Source organism: Pseudomonas soli (assembly GCF_900110655.1).
Taxonomy (GTDB): Bacteria; Pseudomonadota; Gammaproteobacteria; order Pseudomonadales; family Pseudomonadaceae; genus Aquipseudomonas; species Aquipseudomonas soli.
On the sequence record NZ_FOEQ01000007.1, the window covers coordinates 160,499 to 174,581 of the forward strand.

A 14,083-nucleotide genomic window follows, 5' to 3' on the forward strand; every position below is an offset into this window, starting at 1 on the left:
GGGGGCTGCTTCGCAGCCCATCGCCGGCAAGCCGGCTCCCACAGGTACTGCACTATCCTGTGGGAGCCGGCTTGCCGGCGATGCTTTTTCAGGACCCCACCATGACCCAGAAACCCACCCTGCATCCGCGCAACCGCCACCAGGGCCGCTACGACTTCCCCGCCCTGATCAAGGCACATCCGGACCTGGCCCGCTTCACCATCACCAACCCCTACGGCAAACCCAGCATCGACTTCGCCAACCCTGAAGCCGTGCGGGTGTTCAACCGCGCCCTGCTCAAGGCCCAGTACGGCATCCAGCACTGGGACATCCCCGCCGACTACCTGTGCCCGCCGATCCCCGGCCGCGCCGACTACATCCATGTGCTGGCCGACCTGCTGGGCGAAGACAACGGCGGTGAAATCCCCCGTGGCGCCCAGGTGCACGCCCTGGATATCGGCGTCGGCGCCAACTGCATCTACCCCCTGCTCGGGCACAGCGACTACCGCTGGCGCTTCACAGGCTCCGACATCGACAGCGTGGCCCTGGCCTCGGCCAAGGCCATCGTCCAGGCCAACAAGCTCGACAAGGCCATCGGCCTGCGCCTGCAAGCGGATCGCAAGCACATCCTCAGCGGCCTGCTGCAGGCCGACGAGCGCTTTGACCTGACCCTGTGCAACCCGCCCTTCCACGCCTCGCGCGAGGAGGCCACCCGCGGCAGCCAACGCAAATGGAAGAACCTCGGCAAGCAGGACCCCAAGCGCAAGCTGCCGGTGCTGAACTTCGGGGGGCAGAACAATGAACTGTGGTGCGAAGGTGGCGAGATCCGCTTCGTCGCCCAGTTGGTCGCCGAAAGCGCGCAGTACGCCGCCCAGGTGCTGTGGTTCACCAGCCTGGTGTCCAAGGCCAGCAACCTGCCGGGTATCGAGGCAGCCTTGAAAAAGGCCGGGGTGAAGGACCTGCGCATCGTCGAAATGGGCCAGGGGCAGAAGCAGAGCCGCATGGTTGCCTGGAGTTTCCACGACGAGAGTGCACGCCAGCAATGGCGCACCCTGCGCAAATCCCGGGCATGAAAAAACCGCGCCCGGGCAAGCCGGGCGCGGTTTCGTCAAATCAACAATTACTTGTTGATCGAGTCGCTCAGGGCTTTGGCAGGAACGAACTTGACGACTTTCTTGGCAGCGATTTCGATGGCGGCGCCAGTCGAAGGGTTGCGGCCAGTACGGGCAGGGCGCTCGGAGACTTTCAGTTTGCCGATGCCTGGCAGGGTGATTTCGGCGCCGTTTTCCAGTTGGTCGGCGACGATCTGGCCCAGTTGCTCCAGAGCGTTACGCGCGGTGGTTTTCGGCGCGTCGATGGCTTCAGCGATATCGGCAATCAGTTGGTCTTTGGTCAGTGCCATGGTGGTGTTCCTTCCCTATCAAATTCAGTAGTTGTGCAGCGTGCTTGGTCGGTGGTCGGGCCAGCCCGGGACAATCCAGAGGCCGCGTCGATCGCGTATGTAGATACGCAAATCGGCGTTTGGTTCGACACTGCGCAAGCGATCTGCCAGCAATGCGCCACCCAAGGGGCGCAAGACCGCGCAAAGCTACCACAGGAATCGATAAATATCCGCTGCCGACTGCGTTTTTGTTCAGGTTTTTCGGGGCTTTCAGAAAAATCGCAAATATTTGAACAAAAAACGAACAACCGACATATACGCCAACATCTGGCCACTGCATCACCCTCGCCCTGGGTTAAACTGAGCGCCTTTTGCAGCGCGGCTTTTCACCGCTCCTATCACCGAGAATTACATGCCAATCCGTCATTGCATCGTTCACCTGATCGACAAGAAGCCCGATGGCAGCCCCGCCGTGCTCCATGCTCGCGACAGCGAACTGGCGGCCTCCGACGCCATCGAAAATCTGCTGGCCGACCTCAACGACAGCTACAACGCCAAGCAAGGCAAAGCCTGGGGTTTCTTCCACGGCGAGTCCGGCGCCTACCCGTTCAGTGGCTGGCTCAAGCAATATCAGGACGGGGAGAAAGACTTCGCCAGCTTCAGCCGCGTGGCCGTCGAGCACCTGCAGAAGCTGATGGAAGAATCCAACCTGTCCACCGGCGGCCACGTGCTGTTCGCCCACTACCAGCAAGGCATGACCGAATACCTGGCCATCGCCCTGCTGCATCACAGTGAAGGCGTGGCAGTTAACGCCGAGCTCGACGTGACCCCCTCGCGTCACCTGGACCTGGGCCAGCTGCACCTGGCGGCGCGGGTCAACTTGTCCGAGTGGAAAAACAACCAGAACTCCAAGCAGTACATCTCGTTCATCAAGGGCAAGAACGGCAAGAAAGTCTCGGATTACTTCCGCGATTTCATCGGTTGCCAGGAAGGCGTGGACGGCCCGGGCGAGACCCGCACCCTGCTCAAGGCCTTCAGCGACTTCGTCGAGAAAGAGGACCTGCCGGAAGAATCCGCCCGCGAGAAGACCCAGACCCTGGTCGACTACGCCACCACCCAGACCAAGCTGGGCGAACCGGTAACGCTGGAAGAACTCTCCAGCCTGATCGACGAAGACCGCCCCGAGGCGTTCTTCGACCATATCCGCAACAGCGACTATGGGCTGTCGCCGGAGATCCCGGCCGACAAACGCACCCTCAACCAGTTCCGCCGCTTCACCGGGCGTGCCGAAGGGCTGTCGATCAGCTTCGAGGCGCACCTGCTCGGCTCGAAGGTCGAGTATGACGAAGAAGCCGGGACGCTGGTCATCAAAGGCCTGCCGACCCAGCTGATCGATCAGTTGAAGCGACGCAAGGATTGAGATCGTGTGGGGCTGCGGCGCAGCCCCGGCAACCTCGGAAAGATCTTCGATTTATAAGACTTTCCCCATTCCCTGTAGTCCATTTCCCAAACATACTCCCAAGCCCTTTCAAGCCATTGCGGTGGTCTGGGTTGGCCTCTAGTCTCGGGCGGTCGCTGCATATTCAGCGATCGGCTTTGACAGGCCGCTGAGAACCTTTTGCATGGCTTGCTCTATGGCGGTTGTGCGTGGGGCACCTCGTGTGCGCCGGGTCAGGTTCTCTCACCGGTCTGTCAACCCACGCATAGCTGCCACCCACTTGTTTGACAGCAGTTGGTGGTGGCCCTTCTGAGAGAGCCAAGCCAATGCTGAAGATTGTCCCCGATCCACCCCACAACCCTCATTCCCTCGAAGACACCCTCATCCAGGCCACCGAGTACGCCCTGTGCGCCTTGACCGTGGCCCATCATGCCGTGCAGCTCAAACCCAAGTCGCCGGCCGCCGTGCTGATGATGGCGTCGATGCATGAGATGGAGTCGCTGCGTGTGCTGCTCGAAGCGGCGTTGATCCAGGTACAGGTGCCGGCACAGGCACCGACGTTGCATTAAGCCAGATCGCCGGGCAAGCCCACTCCCACGCCAGGACTTCGCAGTACCTAGCTACGTGGGAGCGGGCTTGCCCCGCGATGGCGCCCGCACAGCATGGCCAAGGCGCCGCAACGTGTCATGGGTCCGTGGCGAGACCAATATAGGAGGCCACCAACGCCTCCTTCGCCGCCTTGCGCAGCTTCTTCACCAAACGCTCCTGGCGCAGCGCCTCGCCTTTGTCCGGCCACTGCTCCACATACACCAGCGCCTGCGCCGGGCTGGTCTTGAAATACCGCGCGCCCTGCCCTTTCTGGTGCTTGATGAAGCGCCGCTGCGGATCGTCGCTGATACCGCAGTACAGCGAGCCATTGGCGGCACGCACCAGATAGACGTACCAGGGTTTGCAGTCGGGGGAAGGCGCTGTTTCGCTCACGGCTCGGTTCGGTGCAACGGAAGAAGGCCGCCAGCTTAACGCCTCAGCACGCCTGCTGGAATGCGCGAAGCCCCTTGAACGCCTGTTGGCGCACCTTGTTCTGCAGCATCGGCGACCAGCCCAGCAGCACGCCCGGCATGCCCAGGGCCTGCCGCGACCAGCGCCACAGGTCGAAGGTATCGTCGTGCTGGCAGATCAGGCCGTCACGGATCACGAAGCGCGCCTGGATATCGTTGACCACCACCCGCCCGGTCTGGCTGAACAGATAGGTCGCCACCCAGTGCGCGCCGCCACCGCGCTCGTCGCTGCGCACGCTGTCGAAGGTCAGGGTGAAGTCCTTGGCACGGCGGGTGAGCATGCGCCACATGTCCCCGGCATCCTGCCCGCGCAAGGTGCCGAAGACCGGATCGCTGAAAACGATGTCGTCGCTGTAGCAGGCCACCATGGCCTCGGCGTCCAGGCGCTGGAAGGCCTGGTAGAAACGGGTGATCAGGGCGCTGTTGGCATCGCTCATTGGCGGTTATCCGTACTGGGGCTCGAGAAGCGCAAGATAGTCCCCGCCCGGCTTTGGCGCCACAGCCATTTGCGCCATGAATGGTGCCGAAGCCCCAGGCATGTGCCGACAGCTCTCAGACCCGCTCGCTGACCACACCCACATGCAACGCACGCCCGGCACCCAACCCGAACACAATGGCGCCGATCCCCAGTACCGCGAAGATCCAGCCAACCGCGCTCCAGCCCCCGGTCAGGTCATGCACCAGCCCCACCGCGAACGGCCCCATGGAGGCCAGCGTGTAGCCCACGCCCTGGGCCATGCTCGACAGGTTGGCCGCCACATGGGCGTCCTTGGAGCGCAGCACGATCAAGGTCAACGCCAGGGCAAAGGTGCCGCCCTGGCCCAGCCCCAACAGGATCGCCCAGCCCCACAGCCCTTCCAGTGGCGCGTACAGGCAGCCGAACAGCCCGCCCAGGGTCACCAGCATCACCACCACGATGGCCAGGCGCTGATCCTTGCCGCGTGTCGCCAGCCATGGCGCACTCAGCGAACTGACCAGTTGCACGATCACCGAGCCGGACAGCACCAGCCCCGCCTCGGTCGGGCTCAGCCCACGGCCGATCAGGATCGACGGCAACCAGCCGAACACGATATACGCCAGCGACGACTGCAGGCCCATGTACAGGGTCACCTGCCATGCCAGCGGATCACGCCACAGGCCCTGCACCCGGTAGGCCACCTTGTGCACGCCATGGCCCTGGCGCGACTGCGGCAGCCACACCAGCATCGCCAGCAGCGCCGGTAGCACCCAGAAGCCCAGCCCCAGCGCCCAGCTGTCATCGAAGTGGCGGGTCAAGGGCACCGTGGCACCGGCGGCCATTGCCGCGCCCAGGCACAGCGCCATGGTGTAGACGCCGGTCAGGGTGCCTGCATGTTGAGGGAAATCGCGTTTGACGATGCCGGGCAGCAGCACGCCGATGATGCCGATGCTCGCACCGGCCATCAGGCTGCCGATGAACACGCCGGTGGCGCCCAGGGCACTGCGCACCAGGATGCCCAGCGCGAGGGTCAGCAAGATGCCGAGGATGACCCGTTCGCTGCCGAAGCGTCGTGCCAGGATCGGCGCCAGCGGCGCGAACAGCCCCAGGCACAGCACCGGCAAGGTGGTCAGCAGGCCCGCCTGCGATGCGCTGAGCCCCAGCCCTTCGGACACCTGCCCGAGTACGGGCGACATGCTCGACAGCGCCGGACGCAGGTTCAGCGCCACCAGTACCAGGCCCAGCAACAACAGCCAGGGCCGGCGCAGCACCACGGGCTGTTGCTGGACTTGCTCATCGTCGGCCTCGGCGTCGATCAGCAGTTCTTCGAGGTCCGCCTCGCGGGGCGCGGTGTTGCGGGTCAGTTGTTCGGCCATGGCCTTCTCGTGGTCAGGATTCGATGAGGGTCCGGCTCAGGTGCTTGGCCCGCTCCGGATCACGTTGTTCGAGGGCGTCGAGGATCTGCCCGTGCAGGTCGAACACGGCCTGGCAACGGGGGACGGTCGTCATGTTGTGCTGCAGGGCCGCGCCGACCACACCGGAAAAGTAGCGGTACAGCTCGCTCAAGGCGGGGTTGTGGGCGGCGTCCACCAGGCGCTGGTGGAAGACCAGGTCGCATTCGACATAGGCATCCACATCGCCGTGGTAGTGCTGCGCGCTGTGTTGCAGGGCGTCGCGCAGTGCCTGCAGGTCGGCTTCGGTGCGGCGCAACGCGGCCAGGCCGATGGCTTGTGTTTCCAGGATATGGCGGGTTTCGCGGGCGTGTTCGACGGCGCAGCGCGACATCACCTGTACGGCATGCAGTGGGTCCACGGCGGTGCGCAGGTAGCTGCCGTCGCCCTGGCGGACTTCCACCAGGCCGCTGAAGGCGAGGACGCGCATGGCCTCGCGCACGGTGTTGCGGCTGATGCCCAGGTCGCTGGCCAGCTCCGGTTCGGTGGGCAAGCGCTGGCCTACTGACCAGGTGCCCTGGGCGATGCGCTCGCGGAGTTGGTCTACGGCTTGTTCTACCAGGCTGCGTTTGATGAGCGGGGTCACGGGGGGATTACGTCCAGTCATCGGATGAATTGCTTGACGATAGCGGGTTGGTGGGGGTGGTGCAAGGGACGGGAGGTGTTGTTCTTTAAGTAGCTTTTTTGAGTTTTACATGCACATTCCCGGAAGATGTCGACTTTTAGTCACCTTTCCGCCTTTACGGCGGCTTACTTTTCTCTTGGGAAAAGTAAGCAAAACCGTTCGGCTCCGTTCATACGGCCCCTGCGCTGCGCTCCGGGGTTCCCTCGCTCCGGGCTTGCTCCGGGAGTACGCGCCGACGGGCCATCCATGGCCTGATCGGCGCTCGACGGGCATCCATGCCCGTCGCCTCCCTACGCAAGCCCTACACTCGGCCTCCTGAAGTCGCAATCGGCGGCGCCTGGGCTACCGTGCGCTTAGAAGCAAGAGCAAGAGCAAGAGCAAGAAATTCGAGTTTCGTGGTTGGCAGTGGCGATGTTATCGCCACTGCGATCCTGAAACCGACATGGAGCAGATCAGGCCTGACGTGCCTTCTTCATCCGGAACGCCACCCACAGCACGGCGATCCACGCCGGGATCAGCATCACCGAGATACGGATTGGCGGGGTGAGGTACATCACCACCAGGATCAGCACGATGAACGCCAGGCACAGGTAGTTGCTCAGCGGGTGCCACAGGCTCTTGTAGAACGGCGTGATGCCGGCCGCCAGCTTGGCCTTGCGGAACTTCAGGTGGGTGATGCTGATGCTCGCCCAGTTGATCACCAGCGCCGATACCGCCAGGGCCATCAGCAGGCCGAAGGCCTCGCCCGGCATCAGGTAGTTGATCAGCACGCACAGGCCGGTGGCAAAGGCCGACACGCCCAGCGCGGTGAGCGGCACGCCACGGCGGCTGACCTTGAGCAGCTGGCGCGGCGCGTCACCTTGCGTGGCCAGGCCGAACAGCATGCGGCTGTTGGCGTACACGCAGCTGTTGTAGACCGACAGCGCGGCGGTCAGCACCACGATGTTGAGGATGGTCGCCACCAGGTCGCTGTCCAGTTCGTGGAAGATCATCACGAACGGGCTGCCGCCCTGCACCAGCTTCTGCCAGGGATACAACGACAACAGCACGGCCAGCGCGCCGATGTAGAAGATCAGGATGCGATAGACCACCTGGTTGGTCGCCTTCGGGATGCTCTCACGCGGGTTGGCCGCTTCGGCGGCGGTGATGCCCACCAGCTCCAGGCCGCCAAAGGAGAACATGATAACCGCCAGGGCCATGATCAGCCCGGTGACGCCATTGGGGAAGAAGCCGCCGTACTGCCACAGGTTGGCGACGCTGGCATCCGGCCCGCCGTGGCCGCTGCCCAGCAGCCAGGCGCCGAAGCCGATCATGCTGACGATGGCCACCACCTTCACCAGGGCGAACCAAAACTCCATTTCGCCATACACCTTCACCTGGGTCAGGTTGATGGCGTTGATCACCACGAAGAAAATCGCCGCAGTGGCCCAGGTCGGGAAGTCCGGCCACCAGTACTGCACATAGATCCCCACGGCCGTGAGCTCGGCCATGCCGACCAGCACGTACACCACCCAGTAGTTCCAGCCCGAGACGAAACCGGCGAACTCGCTCCAGTACTGGTGCGCGAAGTGGCTGAAACTGCCGGCGACCGGCTCCTCGACCACCATTTCGCCCAACTGGCGCATGATCAGGAAGGCCATCAGGCCGGCGATGGCATAGCCCAACAGCACCGACGGGCCGGCCAGCTGGATGGTCTGGGCGATGCCCAGGAACAGCCCGGTGCCAATGGCCCCGCCCAGCGCGATCAGCTGGATATGGCGATTCTTCAGCCCGCGCTGCAAGCGCTCGGGCGTGCTCTGGTCTTGCATGAAGTGTCCTTTAGGTGAGGCAGTGTTATTGGTTTTGCTTGCAACTGGACTAGATCCATCCACCCCATTGCAAGAAGAAAATCCCGACGTTCGTGGTGACGGCGGCCATCAGTGTAGTGATCACGATGATCGACGCCGCCAGTTCATGGTTGCCGTTGGCCTCCCGCGCCATCACATAGCTGGCCGCCGCAGTGGGGCTGGCGATGTAGAGGAACAGGATGCCCAGCTCGGCACCACGGAACCCGCACAGCCAGGCACCCAGGGTGCCCAGCAGCGGCAGCCAGACCATCTTCGCCAGGCTGACATCGACGGCCAGCCTGCCACTGTCGCGCAAGGCCGCCAGCGACAGGGTGCCACCGATGCAGATCAGTGCCAGCGGCAGGGTCATCTGCGCCAGGTAGTCGCCGGAGGTCAGCAGCCAGTTGGGCAGCGGCACCTGGCCGTAGGCCATGGGTGTTGCCACCAGCACGCTGAGGATCAACGGGTTGCTGAGGATGCTCTTGCAGATGCTCCACGGGTCGGACTTCAGGTCCGGGCTGTACACCGCCAGTACCACCGCCGACAGCGAGTTGTACATGAGGATCACCAACCCGGCCAGCACCGCGCCGAGGGATATACCGTAGTCGCCATACAGGCTGGCCGCCAGTGCCAGGCCGATCACGCCGTTGTTGCCGCGAAACGCGCCTTGCGTGTAGATGCCGCGGTCAGCCCGCGGGCAGCGCCAGATCGCCAGGCCCCAGGCCAGACCGAAGCACGCCAGCGTCGCGCCGACAAAGTAGAGCATCACCCCTGGTTTCACCGCCGACGCCAGGTCGGCGTGGTAGATGCCGAGGAACAGCAGCGCCGGCATGCACACGTTGAACACCAGCTTGGAGGCGACCCGGTTGAAGTTGTCGTCGATCAAGCGGATGCGCTTGAGCAGCACGCCCATGAACAGCATGGCGAACACAGGGGCCGTGATGTTCAGTGTCTGGATGAGTAGGGCGAGCATGCAACGTGGTCCCGGGAAATGCCGTTAGGGAGCGCAATCATACGTGAGAGCCGGGGGCTTGCGCCCGCCACAGCTGCCAGATGCCAGCACAAAGGGCTCTTGACCTAGGAAATTTCCTACATATGATATGCACTGCTGTATATACATACAGTAAAAAATGGATTGTCCAGACATTGCAAGGAGCAAATCATGTCAGGAATGCACGCTGCACCTCTGGCCGCGAAGGCCCATGCCACGCTGGTGGTCGCTGACCTCGACCAGCTGTTCGATGAGCACGGTATCGCCCTGCCCGGCCCCGACAGCCATCTGGTACTGGTCATGCACGGTCACCACACCCTCAAGTATCACCGCCCTGCGCCACCGTCGGCTGGCGGCAAAGCTGCTCAGCGCGGCCCGGAGCTCTTCTTCGAAGGCGCCGAACACACCGCCATCGGCGACAACGCCCTGCTGCGCTACGAGGTGGGCCAACCGGGCATCCCCGCCCATCAGTCGCCGCTGCCACTGCCCAACGGCCTGAACCTGACCTATGGCCAGGTGATCGCCCTGGGCGGCGATTTCTATGGCTTGCCCGAGCGCCCGATCGCCGATGGCGGCACCGACGCCGAACGGATCGAGCGCTTCATCCAGGCCTTCGACTCCCTGGCGCGCCTGCAGGCGGCCAAGGCGGAAGCCGAACAGATCCTCGCGGTCATGCAGGAAGAAATCCGCGCCGCCAACCAGGCCATCAAGGACGGCCGGCAGCCCCATGAAGCCTATGATGCACTGGGCGACAGCCTGTCGGCACGCTGGAACCGCATCACCGGCGGCGGCAGCTTCGCCTCCGACCTGTTCCCCCTGGGCCGCTACCTGAAACTGGCCGCCAGCAACTGGGACCACTTCGGCCCCTGGGCGCTGCTGGCCTACCAGGCCGGCCACGCCGCCGCCCTGCAGCAGGCGCTGAAAGCCCGCGCCAGCGGCGCCGAACGCGACCTGCAACTGGCCTATGCGATGAACGCCTTCGCCGACCACTTCCTCACCGACCTGTTCTCCGCCGGCCACCTGCGGGTGCCGCGCAAGGCCCTGGCCGACACCGTCACGCCGAGCGACGTCGGCTCGCTGATCTCGCGCTTCATGCACGACGAGGACAGCAAGTACGGCCTGGCCGTGCGCAATGCCGAGGGCGAGCAATGGCGCGCCTACGGCGACAAGCGCTACTTCGACAGCGTCGATGTGGCCAACCGTCGTCAAGTGACGCGCGCCGTGCAGCGCTCGGTCGATGAAGTGTTCCAGGCCTTCGCCGAGGGCCGCGCGCCCCAGGCCAAGGACTTTTCGGCCCTGCGCCTGGCGCCCGACCTGCGCGCCGCCGAACAGGACCTGGTGCCCGGCAACTTCGCCGCGCTGTACTTCCAGGACGGCAAGGCGGTGCTGCGGCGCAAGGACGTCAACGACCTCAACGACCGCAACCGCATCAGCGACTGGTGGGGCTGGAGCACCTACCTGCTGCTCAAGGACTACAAGCCGAACAAGCCCACCGGCTTCATCGATGCCCCCGCCACCGCGCCGGTGATCACCGGTTGGGAGCGCCGTGAGCCCGATGGCCTGAACTGGCAACGGGGCAACGCGGTGCGCTATGCCTTCAGCATCACCGACCAGCTCAACGAGTCGTACATTGGCCCATGGAGCGGCTATGCCGAGCTCACCGACCAGTTCCACCCGAGCGTGCAGGTGCCTGCGGACGGTAAGCAACGCGGGCGCAACCTGTTCCGCCAGTTCCGCGGCGGTTCGCCGGAACTGATCGCCAGCCTGGACGCAAAGACAACGCTCTATATCGATCGCAACGCGTGACAAGGAGGTCACCGATGAATATCAAGGTCAAACTGGAACTGGCTTCGGGCCAGTCGATGGAAGGCATGCCGCTGGAGTTGCTGCGCGATGGCAAGGTGATTGGCCGGGCGAAAGTGCCGGCAGGGGGACAGATGGCGTTCGAGGCGCCATCGGGAGCAGGACAGCTTGCGGTGCGGGTTGACCGCTCGGGAGGGAAAGCCTGACAAAACGCAGGGGGCCACTACGTGGCCCTTTCGTCGCGGCTTGTCGTGGCGACGAACCGCGACGATGGGGCGCGCAGCGCCCCCAGTGGACTTCAGCGTCGGACTGGACGCTTTTGCAGCTTGCGCTGCAAGGTACGCCGATGCATGCCCAGCGCCCGCGCCGTGGCAGAGATATTGCCCTCGTGCTCGGCTAGCACGCGCTGGATATGCTCCCACTGCAAGCGATCCACCGACATCGGGTTCTCTGGCACCAACGTGTCCAGGTCGGTATGCTCCGATAACAGTGCCGCCAGCACGTCATCGGCGTCGGCCGGTTTGCACAAATAGTTGCAGGCCCCGCGCTTGACCGCCTCGACCGCCGTGGCGATGCTCGAGTAACCGGTCAGGATCACCACGCGCATCTCCGGATCCAGCTCCAGCAGCTTGGGTAGCAAGACCAGCCCCGAGTCGCCCTCCATCTTCAGGTCCAGCGTGGCGTAGTCGGGCAGGTCCTGCTCGGCAAGCTTCAAGCCTTCCTCAGCGGAACCCGCAGTGCTCACACGGAAGCCACGACGCGACATCGCCCGGGCCATCACCCGGGTGAAGGTGGCGTCGTCATCCACCAGCAGCAGGTGCGGCAGCTCTTCGCCTTCGACCTGGTTTTCTTCGCTCATCATGCATCTCCTCGCTTGCCATGGGGCAGGCGCAATTCGGTCAGGGTGCCACCCTGCTCATGACTATAGAGTTTCACCGAACCGCCCGCACGCGTCACGCTGGCCTTGCTCAAGAACAGGCCAAGGCCGAAGCCTTTGCCCTTGGTGGTAATGAAAGGTTTGCCGATAGCCTCGGCGATGGCCGGCGGTACGCCGGGGCCATGGTCGCGGATGCTGATGACGATATCCTGGGCGTCCCAGTCCAGGCGCACCTCCAGGTCGTCCGGGCAGGCATCGGCGGCATTGTTCAATAGGTTCAGCAGGGCCTGAGTCAGGTCTGGTGGCGGCGTCAGCCGCGGCACCACGCCATCGCGCAGGCGCTGGAAGCGGTAGCTGGCTTCCGGGCGCATCAGGTGCCAGCGGTTGAGCGCCTCGTCGAGCCAGGCGGTGACATCCTGCTCGACGATCGCCAGGCGCCGGTTGGCCTCGGCGGCGCGCACCAGCTGCTGCAGGGTCTCCTTGCACAGCTTGACCTGGTCCTGAAGGATCTGCAGGTCTTCCTGCAACAGCGGGTCGGCGTGGTCCTGGCGCATTTCGTTGAGCAGCACGCTCATGGTCGCCAGCGGCGTGCCCAGTTCGTGGGCGGCGCCAGCGGCCTGGGTGGCCACGGCCAGCAACTGCTCGTCGCGCAGGCTTTCCTCGCGGCGCTCGGCACGCAGGTTCTCCTGACGGCGCAACTCCTCGGCCATGCGCGCGGCGAAGAAGGTGATCACCCCTGCGGCCAGGGCGATGCTCAGCCACATGCCGTAGACCTGCATGGTGTCACGCGCCAGCGGCAGCGTTTCCAGCGGGTAGTACTGCACCAGCAACAGGCTGTAGGCCACCAGGGCGATACCTGAAAGCACCAGCGAGTAGAGCCACGGCAAGGTCACCGCGGCGATGGCCAATGGCACCAGGTAATAGGAGACGAAGGGGTTGGTCGAGCCGCCCGAGTAATAAAGCAGGGCACTGTGGATCAGCAGGTCGCAGGCCAGCTGCAGGGCGTACTCGAGCTCGGTGACCGGCAGCGACAGGCGCAGGCGCAGGGCGGTGAACGCGCACAGCAGCGACGACAGGGCCAGCGTGACTGCCAGCGAGAACCACGGCAGCGGCAGCAGCTCGGTCCAGTAGGCCACGCCTACCGAGCCCGCCTGGGCCGCCAGGACGAGGATGCGGATGAAGGTCAGGCGCCACAGGTTCTGGCGTGTGGCAGACAACGGATGTGCGACGGCGAGCATGAGCTCTCCCAATGAGTGCTCCAGGAAAATCGGCTGGAGTATACCGAAGCCGGGCGCTCCACTGCAGCGATGCGGCAAAGCGCCACACTTTGTCATAGATTCATGATGGCACTTTTGAACCCTCTACACTGTCACCGGTCTGATCGGCCATGCGTGGAACGGATCTGCTCATCCACGCCTTACCCTGCCAAGGAGCTCCACATGCACATTACCCGTCGCGGCGCCGCCGCCGTTGCCCTGTCCTGCGGCATGCTCGCCAGCCTGCCGGCCCTGGCGGCCGACGAGCCACGCTACAACCAGGTGTCGCTGCGTGCCGAAGTCAGCAAGGAAGTGGCACGCGACCTGATGGTCGTGACGCTGTACAGCGAAGCGCAGAACACCGACCCGGGCAAGCTGGCCAAAGAGATCACCGAGACCATGAACAAGGCCGTGCAGCAGGCCCGCCAGGTCAAGGACGTGAAGATCAGCCAGGGCAGCCGCAACAGCTACCCGATCTACGACACCAAGGGCCAGAAGATCACCGGCTGGCGCGAGCGCGCCGAACTGCGCCTGGAAAGCGCCGACTTCCCGGCCCTGTCCAAGCTCACCGGTGACCTGCTGCAAGACCTGAAGATGGGCGGCATGGACTTCTCCATTGCCCCGGCCACACGCAAGTCCAATGAAGACGAGCTGCTCAAGGATGCCATCGCCGCGTTCAAGGCCCGCGCCCAGCTGGCCACCGATGCCTTGGGCGGCAAAGGCTACAAGGTGGTCAGCCTGAACCTCAACAGCAGCGGTTACCCACGCCCCTACCTGCGCAACGCACCGATGGCGATGATGGCCAAGGGCGCCGCCGATGAATCCGCGCCGACACCGGATATCGAAGCCGGAACCAGCGAAGTTAGCATGAGTGCCGACGGCCTGATCGAAGTCCAGGTGCCCTGACACACTCGACTGGATGTCCGAGATGGTCAAAACCG

General features: G+C 64.2%; 15 protein-coding genes. 6 read left to right on the forward strand and 9 right to left on the reverse strand.

The genetic code is table 11. The features are described 5' to 3' along the window. The first annotated feature begins 101 nt into the window (after positions 1-101). Entirely contained in the window at positions 102-1,052 is a 951-nt protein-coding gene (gene rlmF, locus BMY03_RS16675; protein WP_094011700.1) for a 23S rRNA (adenine(1618)-N(6))-methyltransferase RlmF, read from the forward strand. Between the two features lie 47 nt (positions 1,053-1,099). On the opposite strand, the gene BMY03_RS16680 is transcribed toward rlmF, so the two are convergent. Beyond that, positions 1,100-1,381, reverse strand: coding sequence for an HU family DNA-binding protein (locus tag BMY03_RS16680; RefSeq protein WP_008098055.1), 282 nt, complete (start codon positions 1,379-1,381; stop codon positions 1,100-1,102). A 391-nt stretch (positions 1,382-1,772) separates the two neighbouring features. On the opposite strand from BMY03_RS16680, the gene yejK reads away from it, so the two are divergent. Continuing rightward, positions 1,773-2,780, forward strand: a complete 1,008-nt coding sequence (yejK, locus tag BMY03_RS16685; RefSeq protein WP_094011701.1) for a nucleoid-associated protein YejK — start codon at positions 1,773-1,775, stop codon at positions 2,778-2,780. 344 nt (positions 2,781-3,124) lie between these two features. Continuing rightward, a complete protein-coding gene (locus BMY03_RS16690) occupies positions 3,125-3,367 on the forward strand; it encodes a hypothetical protein (protein ID WP_094011702.1) in 243 nt (80 codons plus the stop codon). A 115-nt stretch (positions 3,368-3,482) separates the two neighbouring features. Here the strand turns inward: BMY03_RS16690 and BMY03_RS16695 are convergent, their stop codons facing one another. From BMY03_RS16695 to BMY03_RS16720, 6 genes are all read right to left on the reverse strand, one after another. Then, positions 3,483-3,779: a GIY-YIG nuclease family protein gene (locus tag BMY03_RS16695; RefSeq protein WP_094011703.1), complete on the reverse strand. Its 297-nt coding sequence runs from the start codon at positions 3,777-3,779 to the stop codon at positions 3,483-3,485. A gap of 43 nt (positions 3,780-3,822) precedes the next feature. After that, positions 3,823-4,293, reverse strand: coding sequence for a nuclear transport factor 2 family protein (locus BMY03_RS16700; protein WP_023629130.1), 471 nt, complete (start codon positions 4,291-4,293; stop codon positions 3,823-3,825). 115 nt (positions 4,294-4,408) lie between these two features. Continuing rightward, positions 4,409-5,689 (reverse strand): CynX/NimT family MFS transporter, encoded by a 1,281-nt coding sequence (locus tag BMY03_RS16705; RefSeq protein ID WP_094011704.1) that lies wholly within the window; start codon positions 5,687-5,689, stop codon positions 4,409-4,411. A 13-nt stretch (positions 5,690-5,702) separates the two neighbouring features. Next, on the reverse strand, positions 5,703-6,350 hold the full coding sequence (locus BMY03_RS16710) for a FadR/GntR family transcriptional regulator (RefSeq protein ID WP_244891331.1): 648 nt from the start codon (positions 6,348-6,350) through the stop codon (positions 5,703-5,705). Between the two features lie 491 nt (positions 6,351-6,841). Next, on the reverse strand, positions 6,842-8,197 hold the full coding sequence (locus BMY03_RS16715; RefSeq protein WP_094011706.1) for an amino acid permease: 1,356 nt from the start codon (positions 8,195-8,197) through the stop codon (positions 6,842-6,844). A gap of 49 nt (positions 8,198-8,246) precedes the next feature. After that, entirely contained in the window at positions 8,247-9,188 is a 942-nt protein-coding gene (locus BMY03_RS16720) for an AEC family transporter (protein ID WP_023631898.1), read from the reverse strand. A gap of 189 nt (positions 9,189-9,377) precedes the next feature. On the opposite strand from BMY03_RS16720, the gene BMY03_RS16725 reads away from it, so the two are divergent. Together BMY03_RS16725 and BMY03_RS16730 are read left to right on the forward strand one after the other, a co-directional pair. Beyond that, on the forward strand, positions 9,378-11,012 hold the full coding sequence (locus BMY03_RS16725; protein ID WP_094011707.1) for a phospholipase: 1,635 nt from the start codon (positions 9,378-9,380) through the stop codon (positions 11,010-11,012). 14 nt (positions 11,013-11,026) lie between these two features. Beyond that, a complete protein-coding gene (locus BMY03_RS16730; protein WP_023632666.1) occupies positions 11,027-11,215 on the forward strand; it encodes a hypothetical protein in 189 nt (62 codons plus the stop codon). 92 nt (positions 11,216-11,307) lie between these two features. On the opposite strand, the gene BMY03_RS16735 is transcribed toward BMY03_RS16730, so the two are convergent. Further along, on the reverse strand, positions 11,308-11,868 hold the full coding sequence (locus BMY03_RS16735) for a response regulator transcription factor (RefSeq protein ID WP_094011708.1): 561 nt from the start codon (positions 11,866-11,868) through the stop codon (positions 11,308-11,310). Next, positions 11,868-13,124, reverse strand: a complete 1,257-nt coding sequence (locus BMY03_RS16740; RefSeq protein ID WP_038706754.1) for an ATP-binding protein — start codon at positions 13,122-13,124, stop codon at positions 11,868-11,870. Before BMY03_RS16740 ends, BMY03_RS16735 begins: the two co-directional genes overlap by 1 nt. A gap of 201 nt (positions 13,125-13,325) precedes the next feature. Here BMY03_RS16740 and BMY03_RS16745 point away from each other — a divergent pair, with 201 nt between their 5' ends. Continuing rightward, the gene (locus tag BMY03_RS16745) at positions 13,326-14,048 is read left to right on the forward strand and encodes an SIMPL domain-containing protein (RefSeq protein ID WP_094011709.1); all 723 of its coding nucleotides are present in this window, start codon (positions 13,326-13,328) and stop codon (positions 14,046-14,048) included. The last annotated feature ends 35 nt before the right edge of the window (positions 14,049-14,083 follow it).

Coding starts and splice junctions, on each gene's coding strand:
- BMY03_RS16690 (WP_094011702.1), top strand. CDS start 3,125: ATGCTGAAGATTGTCCCCGATCCACCCCACAACCCTCATTCCCTCGAA.
- BMY03_RS16705 (WP_094011704.1), bottom strand. CDS start 5,689: ATGGCCGAACAACTGACCCGCAACACCGCGCCCCGCGAGGCGGACCTC.
- BMY03_RS16735 (WP_094011708.1), bottom strand. CDS start 11,868: ATGAGCGAAGAAAACCAGGTCGAAGGCGAAGAGCTGCCGCACCTGCTG.
- BMY03_RS16725 (WP_094011707.1), top strand. CDS start 9,378: ATGTCAGGAATGCACGCTGCACCTCTGGCCGCGAAGGCCCATGCCACG.
- BMY03_RS16680 (WP_008098055.1), bottom strand. CDS start 1,381: ATGGCACTGACCAAAGACCAACTGATTGCCGATATCGCTGAAGCCATC.
- yejK (WP_094011701.1), top strand. CDS start 1,773: ATGCCAATCCGTCATTGCATCGTTCACCTGATCGACAAGAAGCCCGAT.
- rlmF (WP_094011700.1), top strand. CDS start 102: ATGACCCAGAAACCCACCCTGCATCCGCGCAACCGCCACCAGGGCCGC.
- BMY03_RS16730 (WP_023632666.1), top strand. CDS start 11,027: ATGAATATCAAGGTCAAACTGGAACTGGCTTCGGGCCAGTCGATGGAA.
- BMY03_RS16715 (WP_094011706.1), bottom strand. CDS start 8,197: ATGCAAGACCAGAGCACGCCCGAGCGCTTGCAGCGCGGGCTGAAGAAT.
- BMY03_RS16700 (WP_023629130.1), bottom strand. CDS start 4,293: ATGAGCGATGCCAACAGCGCCCTGATCACCCGTTTCTACCAGGCCTTC.
- BMY03_RS16740 (WP_038706754.1), bottom strand. CDS start 13,124: ATGCTCGCCGTCGCACATCCGTTGTCTGCCACACGCCAGAACCTGTGG.
- BMY03_RS16745 (WP_094011709.1), top strand. CDS start 13,326: ATGCACATTACCCGTCGCGGCGCCGCCGCCGTTGCCCTGTCCTGCGGC.
- BMY03_RS16720 (WP_023631898.1), bottom strand. CDS start 9,188: ATGCTCGCCCTACTCATCCAGACACTGAACATCACGGCCCCTGTGTTC.